Annotated in this window: 14 protein-coding genes and 2 pseudogenes; 12 read left to right on the forward strand and 4 right to left on the reverse strand. The window is 41.3% G+C overall.

The annotated features are described in order from the left end of the window. Positions 1-34 precede the first annotated feature (34 nt). The 3 genes and pseudogenes from rcbX to GTQ43_RS00580 all read left to right on the forward strand — a co-directional run bounded on the left by rcbX (position 35) and on the right by GTQ43_RS00580 (position 2583). The gene (rcbX, locus tag GTQ43_RS00570; protein WP_265269770.1) at positions 35-442 is read left to right on the forward strand and encodes a RuBisCO chaperone RbcX; all 408 of its coding nucleotides are present in this window, start codon (positions 35-37) and stop codon (positions 440-442) included. Positions 443-488: 46 nt separating this feature from the next. Next, positions 489-823 (forward strand): annotated as a pseudogene (locus tag GTQ43_RS00575) (ribulose bisphosphate carboxylase small subunit). A 392-nt stretch (positions 824-1215) separates the two neighbouring features. Continuing rightward, positions 1216-2583 (forward strand): site-specific DNA-methyltransferase, encoded by a 1368-nt coding sequence (locus GTQ43_RS00580; RefSeq protein ID WP_265269772.1) that lies wholly within the window; start codon positions 1216-1218, stop codon positions 2581-2583. Positions 2584-2607: 24 nt separating this feature from the next. Here GTQ43_RS00580 and GTQ43_RS00585 read toward each other — a convergent pair whose 3' ends face one another. Both GTQ43_RS00585 and GTQ43_RS00590 read right to left on the reverse strand, forming a co-directional pair. Beyond that, a complete protein-coding gene (locus tag GTQ43_RS00585; RefSeq protein WP_265269774.1) occupies positions 2608-3174 on the reverse strand; it encodes a restriction endonuclease in 567 nt (188 codons plus the stop codon). Then, positions 3174-3401: a helix-turn-helix domain-containing protein gene (locus tag GTQ43_RS00590; protein WP_265269776.1), complete on the reverse strand. Its 228-nt coding sequence runs from the start codon at positions 3399-3401 to the stop codon at positions 3174-3176. Before GTQ43_RS00590 ends, GTQ43_RS00585 begins: the two co-directional genes overlap by 1 nt. A 175-nt stretch (positions 3402-3576) precedes the next feature. Between GTQ43_RS00590 and GTQ43_RS00595 the strand changes: the two are divergent. Continuing rightward, positions 3577-3705: pseudogene (locus GTQ43_RS00595) on the forward strand (type II toxin-antitoxin system VapC family toxin); the annotation flags it as partial. Between the two features lie 91 nt (positions 3706-3796). After that, positions 3797-5065 (forward strand): ribulose bisphosphate carboxylase small subunit, encoded by a 1269-nt coding sequence (locus GTQ43_RS00600; RefSeq protein WP_265269778.1) that lies wholly within the window; start codon positions 3797-3799, stop codon positions 5063-5065. Positions 5066-5244: 179 nt separating this feature from the next. Here the strand turns inward: GTQ43_RS00600 and GTQ43_RS00605 are convergent, their stop codons facing one another. Beyond that, on the reverse strand, positions 5245-6021 hold the full coding sequence (locus GTQ43_RS00605) for an SDR family oxidoreductase (protein WP_265269780.1): 777 nt from the start codon (positions 6019-6021) through the stop codon (positions 5245-5247). Between the two features lie 154 nt (positions 6022-6175). On the opposite strand from GTQ43_RS00605, the gene GTQ43_RS00610 reads away from it, so the two are divergent. The 4 genes from GTQ43_RS00610 to GTQ43_RS00625 all read left to right on the forward strand — a co-directional run bounded on the left by GTQ43_RS00610 (position 6176) and on the right by GTQ43_RS00625 (position 11933). Next, positions 6176-6763 carry a diheme cytochrome c gene (locus GTQ43_RS00610; RefSeq protein ID WP_265269782.1) on the forward strand — a complete coding sequence of 196 codons (588 nt, stop codon included), beginning with the start codon at positions 6176-6178 and terminating at the stop codon, positions 6761-6763. Between the two features lie 340 nt (positions 6764-7103). Further along, a complete protein-coding gene (secA, locus tag GTQ43_RS00615; protein WP_265269785.1) occupies positions 7104-9896 on the forward strand; it encodes a preprotein translocase subunit SecA in 2793 nt (930 codons plus the stop codon). Positions 9897-10148: 252 nt separating this feature from the next. After that, positions 10149-11294, forward strand: coding sequence for an AAA family ATPase (locus tag GTQ43_RS00620; protein ID WP_265269788.1), 1146 nt, complete (start codon positions 10149-10151; stop codon positions 11292-11294). 45 nt (positions 11295-11339) lie between these two features. Beyond that, complete coding sequence (locus GTQ43_RS00625) at positions 11340-11933, forward strand: DUF3226 domain-containing protein (RefSeq protein ID WP_265269790.1); 594 nt, start codon at positions 11340-11342, stop codon at positions 11931-11933. Positions 11934-12202: 269 nt separating this feature from the next. On the opposite strand, the gene ctpA is transcribed toward GTQ43_RS00625, so the two are convergent. Next, positions 12203-13447 carry a carboxyl-terminal processing protease CtpA gene (gene ctpA, locus GTQ43_RS00630; RefSeq protein WP_265269792.1) on the reverse strand — a complete coding sequence of 415 codons (1245 nt, stop codon included), beginning with the start codon at positions 13445-13447 and terminating at the stop codon, positions 12203-12205. A gap of 318 nt (positions 13448-13765) precedes the next feature. Here ctpA and GTQ43_RS00635 point away from each other — a divergent pair, with 318 nt between their 5' ends. From GTQ43_RS00635 to petD, 3 genes are all read left to right on the forward strand, one after another. Then, on the forward strand, positions 13766-13903 hold the full coding sequence (locus tag GTQ43_RS00635) for a hypothetical protein (protein WP_265269794.1): 138 nt from the start codon (positions 13766-13768) through the stop codon (positions 13901-13903). Positions 13904-13952: 49 nt separating this feature from the next. Then, a complete protein-coding gene (gene petB / locus GTQ43_RS00640; RefSeq protein ID WP_069068453.1) occupies positions 13953-14600 on the forward strand; it encodes a cytochrome b6 in 648 nt (215 codons plus the stop codon). Positions 14601-14859: 259 nt separating this feature from the next. Next, a complete protein-coding gene (gene petD, locus GTQ43_RS00645; RefSeq protein ID WP_265269800.1) occupies positions 14860-15342 on the forward strand; it encodes a cytochrome b6-f complex subunit IV in 483 nt (160 codons plus the stop codon). Positions 15343-15660 lie beyond the last annotated feature (318 nt).

The following is a 15660-nucleotide window of genomic DNA, read 5'->3' on the forward strand; positions in this document are numbered from 1 at the left end:
TATAACTCATAACAGTTGACGGCTGGGGTCAAGCATGAATCTTAAGCAAATTGCGAAGGACACAGCCAAAACTATCCAAAGTTACCTGACTTATCAGGCTCTAAGGACAGTGTTGGCACAGCTAGGCGAAACGAATCCTCCTTTAGAACTTTGGTTGCATAACTTTTCATCCGGCAAAATTCAGGATGGTGAATCATATATTGAGCAACTACTCCGAGAAAAACCAGATTTGGCTTTGCGAATCATGACTGTCAGAGAACACATTGCCGAAGAAATTGCCGAATTTTTACCGGAAATGGTTCGCACTGGCATTCTGCAAGCCAACATGGAACAGCGTCGCCAGCATTTAGAACGCATCACACGAATAGACAGGTCTAACCCCAGTCTGCAACCAGAACAGCAAATAACTTCAGATCCGAATTTGGATAATTTATCCAATTAGTTCGGTCAACCTAGTACTAAAAAATCGCAACCCATTATCATAAGCTATGCAAACTTTACCAAAAGAGCGTCGTTACGAAACCCTTTCTTATCTCCCCCCCTGACTGATGCTCAAATTGCTAAGCAGATTCAGTACATTTTGAATCAAGGTTATATTCCAGCGATCGAGTTTAACGAAACTTCTGTACCAACAGAATTATATTGGACAATGTGGAAGTTGCCTTTGTTCGGTGCTAAATCTACTCAAGAAGTATTGAGCGAAGTTCAAGCATGTCGTTCTCAATTCAACACCAGCTATATTCGGGTTGTAGGTTTTGACAACATCAAGCAGTGCCAAATTCTCAGCTTTCTTGTTCACAAACCCAGCACCAACAGATACTAAAAGCTGATTAGCTAATAGTAATTTCATGAATTCAAAAGAGAGATAGAGTTGTCTATCTCTCTTTTTTTTGATGTAAAGGTTAGCTAAATGTTTGTTTTAAATTTTTGTTCGAGAATGGAATTGCAGGTTGAGTAGCAAGACGGTTCAGTTAAGGCTAAAACTCTTTGTAAAAGTCACGTTTTTTACGTAGACGCGGAGCGGCTTCCCGCAGGGTAACGCAGAGGACACAGAGAGAAGGAAAAAATGCTTAACTGAAATGTATCGATTGAGTAGTACACACAAAGCTAAAGGTGGTGATTATACAATAAACTACTCTTTGAATGCAGTATGAAACTTGACTTAAAAGCAATCCTTGGATACTATAAGTAGCAATTATATTAAAATAATAATATATGAACCATAATCAGCTATCAATTTTTAGTGACAATAACCCATTGGAAATATCCTCTGCTGTAAATAGTAGCTTAGAAAACTCTATATCCTATATGGATGTCAAGAATACTATCCCAGTTGATTTACCAAATGGGGCATATATTTCTCTTGATAGACTTTCACCTTTAAAGGTGTACTCCCTTGGCTTTCAACCTGCAAAAACGATTCCTGAAATACCATATTGGTTTTTGCAAAAATATACATCTAAAGGTGAAGTTATCTTAGAACCGTTTGCAGGTTCAGGAACTAGCATTATTGAGGCTTTAAAACTGGAGAGAAATGTTGTTTGGTTAGATAACAACCCTCTTAGTCAGTTAATTTGTAGAGTCAAAACTACTCGTCTACCACTAACTGATATCTTAGAAGAATCCTACAAAATAGTTGAAGATACAAATATTGATAAGACTGCGATCAACAGCGTTGATTTTAGTAATAAAGACTTTTGGTTTCAAAAACCAGTCCAAGAAGGTTTAGAAATTATAAAAGACAGAATATTTTCATCAAAACCAGCTTACCAATCTATTTTACTACTTGCTTTTGCATCAACTGTTAGAAAATGCTCTGATATGAATGATGGCATGATATTGGCTGCTCGTCGTTCTAGCGTTAAAGAAATACCTACAAGAACTCGTGCAGATGTTTTTAAATATTTTAAATATTATATCGATAAAATTATAGAAGCCCTTGCAGAATGGTATAAGTTAGATTGGGATAATTCTTATGTTAGGGAAGTATCGTCACAAGATGCACGTAATTTAGATGGCGATTGGTTATGTGATGCTGTTGTGACATCCCCTCCTTATATTAATGCAATTGATTATGTTTGGGCTTCTAAATTTGAGCTACATTGGCTAGATTTTGTGAAGAATAATCAGGAGAGATTGGATTTATATTCCAAGGAGATTGGGACTGAAAGAATTTCTAGCTCAGACTATAAACACTTAGGACAAACAGGTTATAAGTATCTTGATAATTTAATTGCAGAGATATTTACTGGAGAAAAATATCAAGCTAGTAAAGGACAAAATCAGTTAAGAGCGAGGGTAGTATATAAGTATTTTATGGATATGAAGCAACATTTTTATAGTTGTTATTATAAATTAAAAGCTGGTGGTCATTACTGCTTTGCTGTTGGTGATGTTAGTAGAATTTGTGGAGTTGATATTCCTGTTGCTGATTCCCTAAGCGAGTTTGCTGCTACTATCGGTTTTAAAGAAGTTTTCAGATTTCACCTTTTATTAAAAAATCGGAAGTTGAATATTCCTAGAAATGTTAATTGGGCTGGAACTATCAAGCATGATACAATCGTAGTCCTACAAAAATATTGATTCTAAATAAAATCTTTAAAAGCATCAAATTGAATTGCGTCCAACTGTATATTTTCCCGCATTATTTTCTAGAAAAGCCTTGATATCAATGCCGGAAATTTGGTGTATAAAATCCATACTTTCTTGTCCTCTTAAAACTTGCCAATTTCCACCTACACACGCATTAATTGCCGCACGTAAATTATCATTTCTTAATATTACAAGTGTTGGAGTATATCCCCTTTCGATGAGTAAATTACCATTCGCTCTAAATTTTTTGAGCGTTCCCGAATCACCAGAACCTAGTCTATACTTAGTATCAATAGCATAGTTACCAACTCTTAAATCGCATGGCTCATCGTCATTAATTCGTAAAGCTGGCTTAAAATCTAGACAATTGTATTTACACATTTCAATAACAATTGACTGCCAACACATTCCTAACTCTCGTCCCCAATATTGTGCATTTTCCCTCTTGGTTTCTGGTGTGAGTGAGAATATATTCATTAAAATATCGTACTCATCATTTTCATCACCATAAACCTTATCGCTAAATGATTTTTGGTATTTACATAATATTTTCGTCAGTATATTTTGTAAGTCCGAGTCCATTAATCTTCAGTATCCTCTTCTAATTCTTTAAGGCAATCTACCAAACTTATACCTAAAGCATTTGCAATTTTTTCGGCATTAATAAGCGTTATATTTCGCTCACCGCGCTCTACCGCACCTATATAAGTACGGTGAAGTCCAGCTTTTTCAGCTAAAGCATCTTGAGACAAGACTTGAGATAATCTCAACCTTTTAATATTTTTACCAAACAATAGCGTAATCGTCATATCAATACATAACATTGTAAAGTATATAAAGAGACCGACGGGTAGTAGTAACCTATTTGATTACAGCAGTTTTCATGTATTTGAACCACATCTTTTGTAAGGGCACAGCAATGCTGTGCCCTTGCCGCATGGTCTATTTACCTAAAAATAGCTGTAATAGCACGTTGCTTTTGTTGCTACACTACCTCTAAATCACCGCGACCCATTTGACCGAATTTTAATTGCACAGTCGGTAGTTGAAAATATACTTATACTGAGTGCTGATAAAATTTTTGATGCATATGCAATTGAGCGTTTGTGGTAAGTAGCGCTCCTTTTCTACTAAAAGATAAATAAACAGTCATCACCAAAAAAACTTAACATTACTTTAAGCAGTGCTAGGCAAAGATAATTTTATGGGTTACTACATCGCTCCTCGTTTTCTGGACAAACTGGCTGTCCACATCACTAAAAATTTCTTGAAACTTCCTGGCGTGCGAGTCCCCGTGATTTTAGGTATTCACGGACGCAAAGGAGAAGGTAAAACATTTCAATGTCAATTAGTCTTCGAGAAAATGGGTATCGAAGTGACTCATGTCTCTGGCGGCGAATTGGAAAGTCCTGATGCGGGAGATCCAGCCCGGTTGATTCGGTTGCGCTATCGGGAGACAGCAGAACTCATCAAGGTACGTGGCAAAATGTGCGTACTGATGATTAACGATTTAGATGCGGGTGCTGGACGCTTTGATGAAGGCACTCAATATACTGTAAATACGCAGTTGGTGAATGCCACGCTGATGAATATTGCTGATAATCCCACAGATGTGCAGTTGCCTGGAAGCTATGATTCTACGCCTTTACATCGTGTGCCGATTATTGTTACAGGTAATGATTTTTCCACCCTTTATGCACCATTAATTCGGGATGGACGGATGGAGAAATTCTACTGGGAACCAGACAGAGATGACAAAGTGGGAATTGTCAAGGGGATTTTTGAAGCAGATGGACTGTCACACAAGGAAGTTGAGCAGCTAGTTCATACTTTTATCAATCAGTCCATTGACTTTTTTAGCGCTTTGCGATCGCGCATTTATGACGAACAAATCCGCAACTACATCCATAAAGTAGGCTTTGAGCAGGTATCGTTGAGTGTGGTTAACAGCCTTGAAGGGCCACCAGAATTTAAAAAGCCAGATTTCAGGTTGTCTCACTTAATCGAGTCTGGTAACTTCCTTGTTGGTGAACAAAAACGGGTGGAAAATTCCCATTTAGTTGATGATTACAATCGCCTCAATCGGGGTAGAAATTCTCAATCTGCACCTACTGCGACACCAATTAATCAGCCGTCAAGCAATGGTGCAACTCAAGAAGCAAAAACTAATGGATTTCAGAAACAGGAAGCATCGAGTAGCCATTTGACCTTAAATACACAAGCTCAAATTAGGCAATTATTGTCTCAAGGTTACAAAATTAGCATTGAACACGTCGATGAGCGCCGCTTTCGCACGGGTTCTTGGCAAACTTGTGTTCATAGCCACATTGATGCCGAGTCTGATGCAATATCAAATTTGGAAGCAACTCTGGCAGAATATAGCGGTGAGTATGTGCGCTTAGTAGGTATAGATCCAAAGGCCAAGCGGCGGGTAGTGGAGACAATTATTCAGCGTCCAGATGGGAAAAATTAGGAATTCATAATGACGCTTGTGGACTCGCTTTTCGCGTCGCTAACGTAATTCAATCGGGGCTGAAATCTGCTGAGTGGATGAGTTTTACCTTCACCCCCAACCCTCTCCCAAAATTGGGAGAGGGGAGAAAATTCTCTAGTTCCCCAAATCTCATAATTGGAATTCGGGGTGAGGGGATGTTACTCTGTTCGCCGATTAACTAAAGTAGCGCTAGCTTGGTCAACTGGCATCAGCACAACTTCATTAATATTGACATGGGGCGATCGCGTCACACAGAAAAATATCACATCAGCCACATCATCTGCTGTCAGGGGTGTAACTCCCTGGTAGACTGTTTTAGCTCGTTCAGTATTTCCGTGAAACCGCACCTCGCTAAATTCTGTTTCCACCATTCCAGGATCAACAGAAGTTACACGGACTCGCGTTCCCAACAAGTCTTGTTTTAAACCTTCAGAAATTGCTCTCACAGCCGCTTTGGTAGCACAGTAGACATTGCCACCGGGATAAGTTTGATGTCCGGCAATGGAACCTAAATTTACCACATGACCGCGATCGCGACTCACCATTCCGGGAACGACATAACGGGAAACGTAAAGTAAACCCTTAACGTTAGTATCAATCATGTCTTCCCAGTCTTGAAATTTAGCTTCGTGCAATTTATCTAAACCACGACTTAGACCAGCATTGTTAATGAGAATGTCGATGTCAGACCAGGTAGACGGTAGAGTAGAAATAGCAGATTCCACAGCGCTGCGATCGCGTACATCTAGCTGTAATAAATGAATTTCAGTACCAAACTCTTTATTGAGATTATCTGCTAGTTCCTGTAAACGTTCCAGCCGTCGTGCCGCTAAAATCAGTTTTGCACCCGCATCAGCGAAGATTCTTGCAGAAGCAGTACCAATACCACTACTTGCACCAGTAATTAAAATGATTTGATTTTGTAGGGAAGTCATTGTTAGTTAAAAGTCAATATTCTAGTGTTAATCCACAACAATTAAAAAACGTGGAAAAAAGCCAACTGTATACCCTTCATCCGAAACACTACCAATACTGCGTAAGTCCTATGATTAGGACAAGCGCACTTCTAAATATCTGGGAATGTGAGGAATGTCAATTTTTGTTAAGCGCAAAACCCGCGATGCCTACGGCGGGCTACGCCAACGCCAAGCGTTACAGCAAAGCGCCGAACGTGAATTCAAACGCCAATTTTTCGGTTTACTTCTAGTAATTGTAACGTGGAGCCTAGCGATGGGTTGGCTTCTAGCCTTGGCAACTAACGCTCAAAGTACTACTCCCCCTGCTGAAATTGGGACTGTTGACGTAGTACCTGCACAGTACCAACTAGGGCAAGAACTGTATTTGGAAAACTGCTCTACCTGTCATATTGCCTTACCACCATCTGTTTTACCCACCCAAACTTGGAAAAATCTCCTACAAGACTCGCAGCACTACGGCGCACAATTAAACCCTTTAGTCGATCCACCGCGAATCTTGGTATGGAAATATCTTTTGACTTTCTCCCGTGTTCAGTTAGACGATGAAGAAACACCTTATCGCGTCAACAACTCGCGCTATTTCAAAGCTTTGCATCCAAGAGTGAAATTACCACGTCCCGTCCAAATTGGCAGTTGTGTTAGCTGTCATCCCAGTGCTAGCGATTACAATTTCCGCCGCCTGACAGCAGAATGGAAGTGAGGAGTTATAGTAATCCTATTTGATTTGCTCTCCAACGAGAGGCTCAGATCCCGGACTTCTTCAAGAAGTTCGGGATCTTTTTGTTCGTAACTCTTTCACCTATTCCCCTATCTCTGTCCCAGTTGGGGGCAAAATGATACTATGAAGAAAGAATAAATATAAGATAAGAGTTAAAACCAATCATCTAAGGCACTGATTGGCTAAGTTTTCTTATGTTTTTGAGGTAATTCTCATTTGATACCCATCCACGACCAAGACGGTTGGGCTGGGTTAAATGTTTATAATCAATAATGCCGAACCTTTAATCCCCATCCCCCTTGATTCAGTTCTATAACCTGCCATGTTAAAATTTTTGTTGGGCGACCCCAACGCTCGTAAGCTTAAAAAATACCAGCCTTCTGTTACTGAAATTAACCTTTTAGAGGAAGAAATTAAAGTTCTTTCCGATGATGAGTTAAAAGGTAAAACTGTCGAATTTAAACAACGGCTTGCCAAAGGCGAAATCCTGGATAACCTATTGCCAGAAGCTTACGCCGTTATTCGGGAAGCAGGACGGCGAGTCTTAGGCTTGCGGCACTTTGATGTCCAACTTCTTGGCGGTATCATTTTACATATAGGGCAAATTGCCGAAATGAAAACCGGTGAGGGTAAAACACTTGTAGCAACCTTACCGAGTTATTTAAATGGTCTTACTGGTAAAGGTGTACACGTCGTCACCGTGAACGATTACCTGGCTCGTCGGGATGCTGAATGGATGGGGCAGGTGCATCGGTTTTTGGGGCTGAGTGTGGGGCTAATTCAGTCAAGCATGACTCCCAGTGAACGCCAGAAAAACTACGATTGTGATATTACTTATGTCACCAACAGCGAAGTCGGTTTCGACTACCTGCGGGATAACATGGCGACATCAATGGCAGATGTGGTGCAACGCCCATTTAATTATTGTGTGATTGACGAGGTAGACTCGATTTTAGTTGATGAGGCGCGGACACCTCTGATTATTTCTGGGCAGGTGGAAAGACCTACAGAAAAGTATCTGCAAGCGGCTGAAATCGCATTCACGCTCAAAAAAGACGAGCATTATGATGTGGATGAAAAAGCCCGAAACGTGCTATTGACAGATGAAGGCTTTGCGGAAGCCGAAAATCTTTTGGGAGTCACAGATTTATTTGACCCAGAAGATCCTTGGGCGCACTTCGTTTTTAATGCAATTAAAGCCAAAGAACTTTTCCTCAAGGATGTAAATTACATCGTCCGCAATGGGGAAGTGGTAATTGTGGATGAATTTACCGGTCGGGTGCTACCTGGACGGCGTTGGAGTGATGGACTACACCAAGCAATTGAAGCCAAAGAACACGAAGAGATTCAGCCGGAAACTCAAACTCTAGCGACAATTACTTATCAAAATCTGTTCTTGCTGTATCCAAAATTGGGTGGAATGACGGGAACGGCAAAAACAGAAGAACCAGAATTTGAAAAAATTTACAAACTAGAAGTTGCGGTAATTCCCACGAACCAAACCAGAAGGCGCGAAGACTTATCTGATATGGTCTTTAAGACAGAAGCAGGTAAGTGGGGTGCGATCGCTAAAGAATGTGCCGAAATGCACCAACTCGGCAGACCTGTATTAGTAGGAACCACTAGCGTCGAAAAATCCGAACTTCTTAGCCGACTGCTGAAACAGCTAGAGATTCCCCACGAATTACTTAACGCCCGACCCGAAAACGTCGAGCGAGAGGCGGAAATCGTCGCCCAAGCCGGACGTAAAGGTGCTGTTACCATTGCTACTAACATGGCTGGTAGAGGTACAGATATTATCTTGGGCGGTAACTCCGAATACATGGCACGTCTGAAGTTGCGGGAATACTTCATGCCTCGCATTGTCATGCCAGAAGACGAAGATAGCTTTGGCGTTCAAAGACCAGCCGGATTGCCAACAGGACACGGTGGTGGTCAAGGCTTTGTCCCTGGTAAAAAAGTCAGAACTTGGCGGGCTTCACCAGAAATTTTCCCCACCCAATTGACAAAAGAGACAGAAAAACTACTTAAAGATGCGGTAGAAGTTGCAGTTCGTGAGTATGGCGATCGCAGCCTACCAGAACTAGAAGCAGAAGACAAGGTGGCTATAGCGGCAGAAAAAGCTCCCATTGATGACCCAGTGATTCAAAAATTGCGGGAAGCTTACAAGCGGATTAAGCAGGAATACGAACAATTTACTACCCGCGAACATGATGAGGTAGTCGGAATCGGTGGTTTGCACGTAATTGGTACAGAACGCCACGAATCGCGGCGGATTGACAACCAGTTGCGCGGACGTGCAGGAAGACAAGGCGACCCTGGAAGCACAAGATTCTTCCTCAGCTTAGAGGATAACCTACTGCGGATTTTTGGTGGCGATCGCGTTGCTGGGTTAATGGAAGCCTTCAACGTAGAAGAAGATATGCCCATCGAATCTGGGATGCTTACCCGCAGTTTGGAAGGCGCACAGAAGAAAGTTGAAACCTACTACTACGATATTCGGAAGCAGGTATTTGAGTATGACGAGGTGATGAACAATCAACGTCGTGCTATTTATGCTGAACGCCGCCGGGTGTTAGAAGGTCAAGACTTGAAAGAACAGGTAATCAAGTACGCCGAAAAAACGATGGATGACATCGTTGACTACTACATCAACGTAGAATTGCCCTCGGAAGAGTGGGAGTTAGAAAAATTGGTTGAGAAAGTCAAAGAATTCGTCTATCTGCTAGCGGATTTGCAGCCAAATCAATTAGAAGATATCTCTGTTACTGAAATTAAAGCCTTCCTCCATGAACAGGTGCGAATTGCTTACGACCTCAAAGAAGCGCAAATTGACCAAGTTCAACCCGGACTGATGCGCCAAGCTGAACGCTTCTTTATCTTGCAACGCATTGATACCTTGTGGCGGGAACACCTGCAACAAATGGATGCCTTGCGCGAATCGGTAGGATTGCGCGGTTATGGTCAAAAAGACCCGCTAATTGAGTATAAGAGCGAAGGTTACGAGCTATTCCTGGATATGATGGTCAACATTCGCCGAGATGTGGTGTACTCGTTGTTTATGTTCCAGCCGCAGCCGCAGCAGATGATGCAAGCTTCGTCTGAGATGGTGTAAGTAGATAATATCTCATACATGAGACGTAGAGGCGCAGAAGCGTTTTTGCGTCTTTGTTTTATGCTAATAGTGCATTCGTTTAGCAGGAGAATCAGTTGAGTCTTGTTGCTCAGAGAGCAAATTCCTTACTTTTTTATTGAGAAAAAAGCATTTATTTTCAAGTTTGTTCACCAGTAATCAACATTGTTGATTGGGGATACTGCATAGTCCAGTATTTTGTAAGCTAATGAAAAAGGATGAGGTCAAGCTTATATGCTAGAGTCTTTCCAAATACATAATTTCAGACTTTTTCATCATCTTGAGGTTAAAAGATTAGGTAATGTTAACCTCATTGTGGGCAGGAATAATGCTGGTAAAAGTACATTTCTCGAAGCAATAGAAATTTATGCCGGCAACGCCTCCCCTATGAGTCTCCTTGAGCTTGTAGATTCAAGACAAGAATCTTGGTTTAGTGAGGCACAACCACATACCCAAACTTTTCTTGGTAATCCCATACGTCATCTCTTTTTTGGTCATAAATTACCCGATATAGGAGAAGAAGGGATCATTTTAGGAGAAGTTTACTCAAGCGCAAAGATTCATATTGGTGTTGCTGCATATCGGATTCAATCTGATGACGAAGGAAGCACGAAAAGAATCCGCATCACTGATAAGCAGTTGCATGAGGATTTATCAGATATTGAAGTTGTTCTCGTAGCAGAAGAAAATGAAAGAGTTCGGAGACTCTTCAGATTAAATCGTGATTTTAGAGATATGAAATTGACATCTAGAGTTGCGTACGAACGGCTAGATACTGAATTTAAATACACATGGCAATTTGTTTCGACGGAAAATATGCCTAATCGTAAATTAGCCGCTCTTTGGGATTTGACAAGTCTAACTAATTTGGAATCAGAGGTTATTTCTGCCCTTAAACTTATTGAACCTAAAGTATCTGGAGTTGCTTTTGTAGAAGATATTAGCAAAGGACGCGGAGGCAATAATCGTGTTCAAGGAGTCGATAATCGTATTCCATTAGTAAAAATTGAAGGTATAGATGAGCCATTACCTCTAAAAAGTATGGGTGATGGGATGACTCGTTTATTACATATAATTGTAGCTCTCGTAAATGCTCGAGATGGCATCCTTTTAATCGATGAATTTGAAAATGGATTGCATTGGACGGTACAGCCTAAAGTTTGGGATATAGTTTTTAATTTATCAAAAAGGTTGAATGTTCAAGTATTTGCAACAACACATAGTCGAGATTGTGTAAATGGTTTTGACAGTGTATGGAATAAGTATCCTTCGCTTGGTGCTTTCTTCAGACTTGAAGCTAAAGATAATCTTATTAAGGTAACAGAGTACAATTCCGAGACGCTTACTGATTCTCTTGAAACGGACGTAGAAATACGCTGAATAATATGAGTGATATTTGTAAGCAAGATTCCGAGAAAATATTACTTGTTGAAGGGATATGATGATTGCCATGTCGTAATGGCTTTGTGTGCTGCTCACCAAGTTCCTGAAACTTTTGGAATATATGAGTGTAGTGGAGATACAAAAGTTTTAAAACGTCTGAATGCTTTGATTGTACGTCCTGAACATCCTCAAGTGATAGGAGTAATGCTTGATGCTGATACTTCTATCGAAGGCAGATGGGCAAGTATCAAAGGTAAATTAAGTCACTATAGCTATAAATTACCAGATATCCCTGATATTTATGGAACGATAGTTGAGAGTGTTCCAGATAAACCTAAACTTGGATTTTGGCTGATGCCAAATAATCAAAGTTCTGGGAAGTTGGAAGATTTCTGTGCAAAACTGGCAGAACCAACAGCTTTAGCATTTGCAAGAGAATGTATTGCAGAAGCACAAGCAAATAACTTAACAACTTTCAAACCATTAGATATTAGTAAAGCAGTTATTCACACATATCTTGCTTGGCAAGATGAACCTGGTCGTCCTATGGGGCAAGCGATTACTAAGCAAGCTTTACGCCCAGATACAGATATCGCTAGAAGGTTTACCACTTGGTTAATACGTCTTTTTACGTAAAACTATTTCCTATATAGTAATCCGGTTTGATTTCTGAAAAGACACGTAGGGGGTGTTAGCGATAGCGTAACGCACTTAACCCTTGATAATGGTGCGTTACGAACTTCGTTCTAACACATCCTACAATACCTAATTTTGTTCAGAAATCAAATATGATTCCTCTATTCACTTTGGATTTATACACCACCTACTTAAAAGTTTGTCTTTCCGTTCAAGCAAGGAGAGGTTTCTTCCAAATCCTGTACAGATGCGATTAATCGCGTCTCTCTTTACACCTTTCCCGCCACAACCGATTCTTTCTGCAAAAGTTCCACTGCTGCTTGATATTGCAAATCCACTTCAGTACCAATCTGTTCGCGGTTAATTGGGTCTTGGGAAATCACTTTATCTGGCTTAATACCTAATTTGTTAATATCCCGGTGTTGAGGAGTTTCATACTTAGCAATTGTAACCGCCAAGCCCGAACCATCTGATAATTCAAATAAAGACTGAATTAGACCCTTACCAAAGGTGGTTTCGCCTACTAACTGGGCCCGACCGTTATCTTGGAGTGCGCCGGCGAGAATTTCGCTAGCACTGGCAGTTCCTTGATTCACCAAAATCACTAGAGGATCGTTTGTCAGGGCTGGCCCAAAGGCTTCAAAACTGCCCTGAATCCCTTGTCGATTCACAGTGTAGACGATAGTACCAGAATCTAGCCACTGCCGGGCGATTTCAATTCCTGATTGCAATAACCCCCCAGGATTATTTCGTAAATCTAGAATGTAGGCAGCAGCGCCTTTTTTTTCTAGACTAGAAATAGCGTGTGCTAATTCCGTTGAGGCGTTGGCATTAAATTGAGTCAGGCGTAGGTAGCCAATAGCCGTACCCGCAGTGGAAACACGCAATTCTGAAACCACAGGGTTAAGAGCAATGCGATCGCGTGTTAGTCTAATTTCTGTTTCTGCCTCTCCGTCCCGTTCAATAAGGAGAGTAACAAGGCTGCCACTTGGGCCGCGCATTTTAGTTGCAGCTTCATCTAGGGTAAGATTTTTTGTGGGAACGCCTTCAATTTTAAGAATGCGATCGCGTGGTCTAATCCCCGCTTTATCTGCCGGTGAACCTGCTATGGGAGCCACTACTTCCAACTTCCCAGTCTCAGGATTCAAGGCAATTTGCAATCCTACCCCAGTCAGTTCCCCAGAAGTATTGACCTGTAAGCTACGGTACTGTTCCGGGTCTAAAAAGCGGGTAAAAGGGTCATCAAGGCTCTTGAGCATCTTCCCAATTGCCGCATAACTGGCATTTGAGTCTGACAGAGGTTTCTCTAAAACCTTTTGCCGCACAGCCGCCCAGTTCTGATGATTAAAAGTCTCATCTAGATAATTACGATTAACAATTCGCCAGACTTCGGAAACCAGCCTTTGTTCCCCAGTCAAAGCCACCGCTGGCTGGGTGAGCGTACCAAACGCCAACCAAAACACCATTAACAACGAAAATCCAACCCGAAATACTTGTTTGTTCATGAACCCCATTATCAATTCCACCTCAACCCAAATTGCCTAGAAATGCTCAGTTGCCCTGTTGTTGATGAAATCTATCTCTCGATTATGTTACTTTTTTTATAGAAGTGGTGCATTTCTCTCATCAAGTTGTTCAGTCAACTGGTGGGTTATGTCCACTCACGAAAGGATAAAATCTACTTTGTGTCCACCATTTTCTGTGCAGGGGCGTAAAGAGATCGCAATATATTCCTTCTTTACAGAGTGTAAAGTTTCTGAAGACTCTTAGCACACTGAAAGCTGACAAGCAAACAAAATAAACTGCCTTTACTAAAATCCCAAAATTGCTAATTGGGAGAGAAGTCACAAGAGGCGGCTTATGAGAAGTCCATAGACAATTCTGTTGCTACCCTAGCTTATGGCAACCCCTTGGGCGAACCCGCAGGATACCAAGGCTTGGAACCATCAGAATTTTTGTCGCCGATTTAGAACTTCGGGATTTATCAACCGCAACCGACTTTTAGGAACTTGAGATTGTATGGCCAACGTTTACGACTGGTTTGAGGAACGCCTGGAGATTCAGGCACTCGCTGAAGACGTTACTAGCAAGTACGTCCCTCCCCACGTCAACATCTTCTACTGCCTGGGTGGAATTACCCTGGTTTGCTTTCTCATCCAGTTTGCTACTGGATTTGCCATGACGTTCTACTACAGGCCAACAGTCACTGAAGCTTTTTCCTCAGTGCAGTACATCATGAATGAAGTCAACTTTGGTTGGCTAATTCGCTCCATCCATCGCTGGTCTGCCAGCATGATGGTGTTGATGATGATTTTGCACGTCTTCCGAGTTTATCTCACAGGTGGTTTTAAAAAGCCCCGCGAACTGACCTGGGTCAGCGGTGTGATCCTCGCTGTAATTACAGTTTCCTTTGGAGTCACCGGCTATTCCCTACCTTGGGATCAAGTTGGCTACTGGGCTGTAAAAATCGTTAGCGGCGTACCAGAAGCAATTCCTGTAGTTGGCGTTCTGATCTCCGACCTGCTGCGTGGCGGTTCAAGTGTTGGTCAAGCAACACTAACTCGTTACTACAGCGCGCACACTTTTGTTCTGCCTTGGTTGATTGCAGTCTTCATGCTGTTTCACTTCTTGATGATCCGCAAGCAAGGCATTTCTGGGCCTTTGTAATCCTAGTTATTAGCGAAAGGCAAGAGTTGTCAGTTTGCAGATGAAGTTGTTTGTTTTAAACTTATAAAACACAATAAATTTAATTGCACATAAGTTCCAACAAACAAACACTTGTATCTGAAGCCTAAAGCTGTAAACTCCCTCCAGGTGGCTGACGGTAAATCAACAAAACGCTCCTTCCCACCTGCTAGGGTTGCCTAGTAGCTGATAGCTTTCACAAATGCTTTAATTTAACTTAAGCAGGAGAGCATATTTCAAAATGGCAACACACAAAAAACCTGACCTGAGCGATCCTCAGTTAAGAGCCAAACTCGCTAAAGGCATGGGTCACAATTACTATGGTGAACCCGCTTGGCCTAATGACCTACTTTACGTCTTTCCAATCGTGATTATGGGTTCCTTCGCGGCAATTGTGGCTCTAGCTGTGCTAGATCCCGCCATGACCGGTGAACCAGCAAATCCTTTTGCCACACCATTGGAAATTTTGCCAGAGTGGTACTTATATCCAGTCTTCCAAATTTTGCGATCGCTTCCTAACAAACTTTTAGGAGTGTTAGCAATGGGTTCCGTACCAGTAGGACTAATTCTCGTTCCCTTCATTGAGAACGTCAACAAGTTCCAAAACCCCTTCCGTCGTCCAGTTGCAACCACAGTCTTCCTCTTTGGTACTCTTGTCACCGTGTGGCTGGGTATTGGTGCTGCCTTGCCATTGGATAAATCTTTAACCTTGGGACTATTCTAAATTAGTCACCAGAAAGTGCTTTGACGCCTGTGAGTTTCAAGAGCATATTAAAGATATGTTTTTGGAAGAAATCTCCAGGCGTCAATTTTAATAGTTCAGATTGCATCTGGGATCTGGATTTTTGGATTGCAAAACTATTCCAAAATCTCAAATCACCAAAAGTCATCAAATATAAACATTTTTCACTTATTTAACGTAAGTTGCTAGTTATAACCCCTGAAATGCCAAAATCGTTCATGTTTTGTATTTTGGTACATAAAATATCTCAATTGAGATTTTTCCCTATCAGAGAAATTTGGCGAATAGTGCAAAATTTAA

The sequence above is a fragment of the Nostoc sp. KVJ3 genome (assembly GCF_026127265.1).
In the GTDB taxonomy this organism is placed as follows: Bacteria; Cyanobacteriota; Cyanobacteriia; order Cyanobacteriales; family Nostocaceae; genus Nostoc.

Bases quoted from the DNA above. Each gene is read 5' to 3' on its own strand.
- rcbX (WP_265269770.1), top strand. From the start codon at position 35: ATGAATCTTAAGCAAATTGCGAAGGACACAGCCAAAACTATCCAAAGT.
- GTQ43_RS00580 (WP_265269772.1), top strand. From the start codon at position 1,216: ATGAACCATAATCAGCTATCAATTTTTAGTGACAATAACCCATTGGAA.
- GTQ43_RS00585 (WP_265269774.1), bottom strand. From the start codon at position 3,174: ATGGACTCGGACTTACAAAATATACTGACGAAAATATTATGTAAATAC.
- GTQ43_RS00590 (WP_265269776.1), bottom strand. From the start codon at position 3,401: ATGACGATTACGCTATTGTTTGGTAAAAATATTAAAAGGTTGAGATTA.
- GTQ43_RS00600 (WP_265269778.1), top strand. From the start codon at position 3,797: ATGGGTTACTACATCGCTCCTCGTTTTCTGGACAAACTGGCTGTCCAC.
- GTQ43_RS00605 (WP_265269780.1), bottom strand. From the start codon at position 6,021: ATGACTTCCCTACAAAATCAAATCATTTTAATTACTGGTGCAAGTAGT.
- GTQ43_RS00610 (WP_265269782.1), top strand. From the start codon at position 6,176: ATGTCAATTTTTGTTAAGCGCAAAACCCGCGATGCCTACGGCGGGCTA.
- secA (WP_265269785.1), top strand. From the start codon at position 7,104: ATGTTAAAATTTTTGTTGGGCGACCCCAACGCTCGTAAGCTTAAAAAA.
- GTQ43_RS00620 (WP_265269788.1), top strand. From the start codon at position 10,149: ATGCTAGAGTCTTTCCAAATACATAATTTCAGACTTTTTCATCATCTT.
- ctpA (WP_265269792.1), bottom strand. From the start codon at position 13,447: ATGGGGTTCATGAACAAACAAGTATTTCGGGTTGGATTTTCGTTGTTA.
- petB (WP_069068453.1), top strand. From the start codon at position 13,953: ATGGCCAACGTTTACGACTGGTTTGAGGAACGCCTGGAGATTCAGGCA.
- petD (WP_265269800.1), top strand. From the start codon at position 14,860: ATGGCAACACACAAAAAACCTGACCTGAGCGATCCTCAGTTAAGAGCC.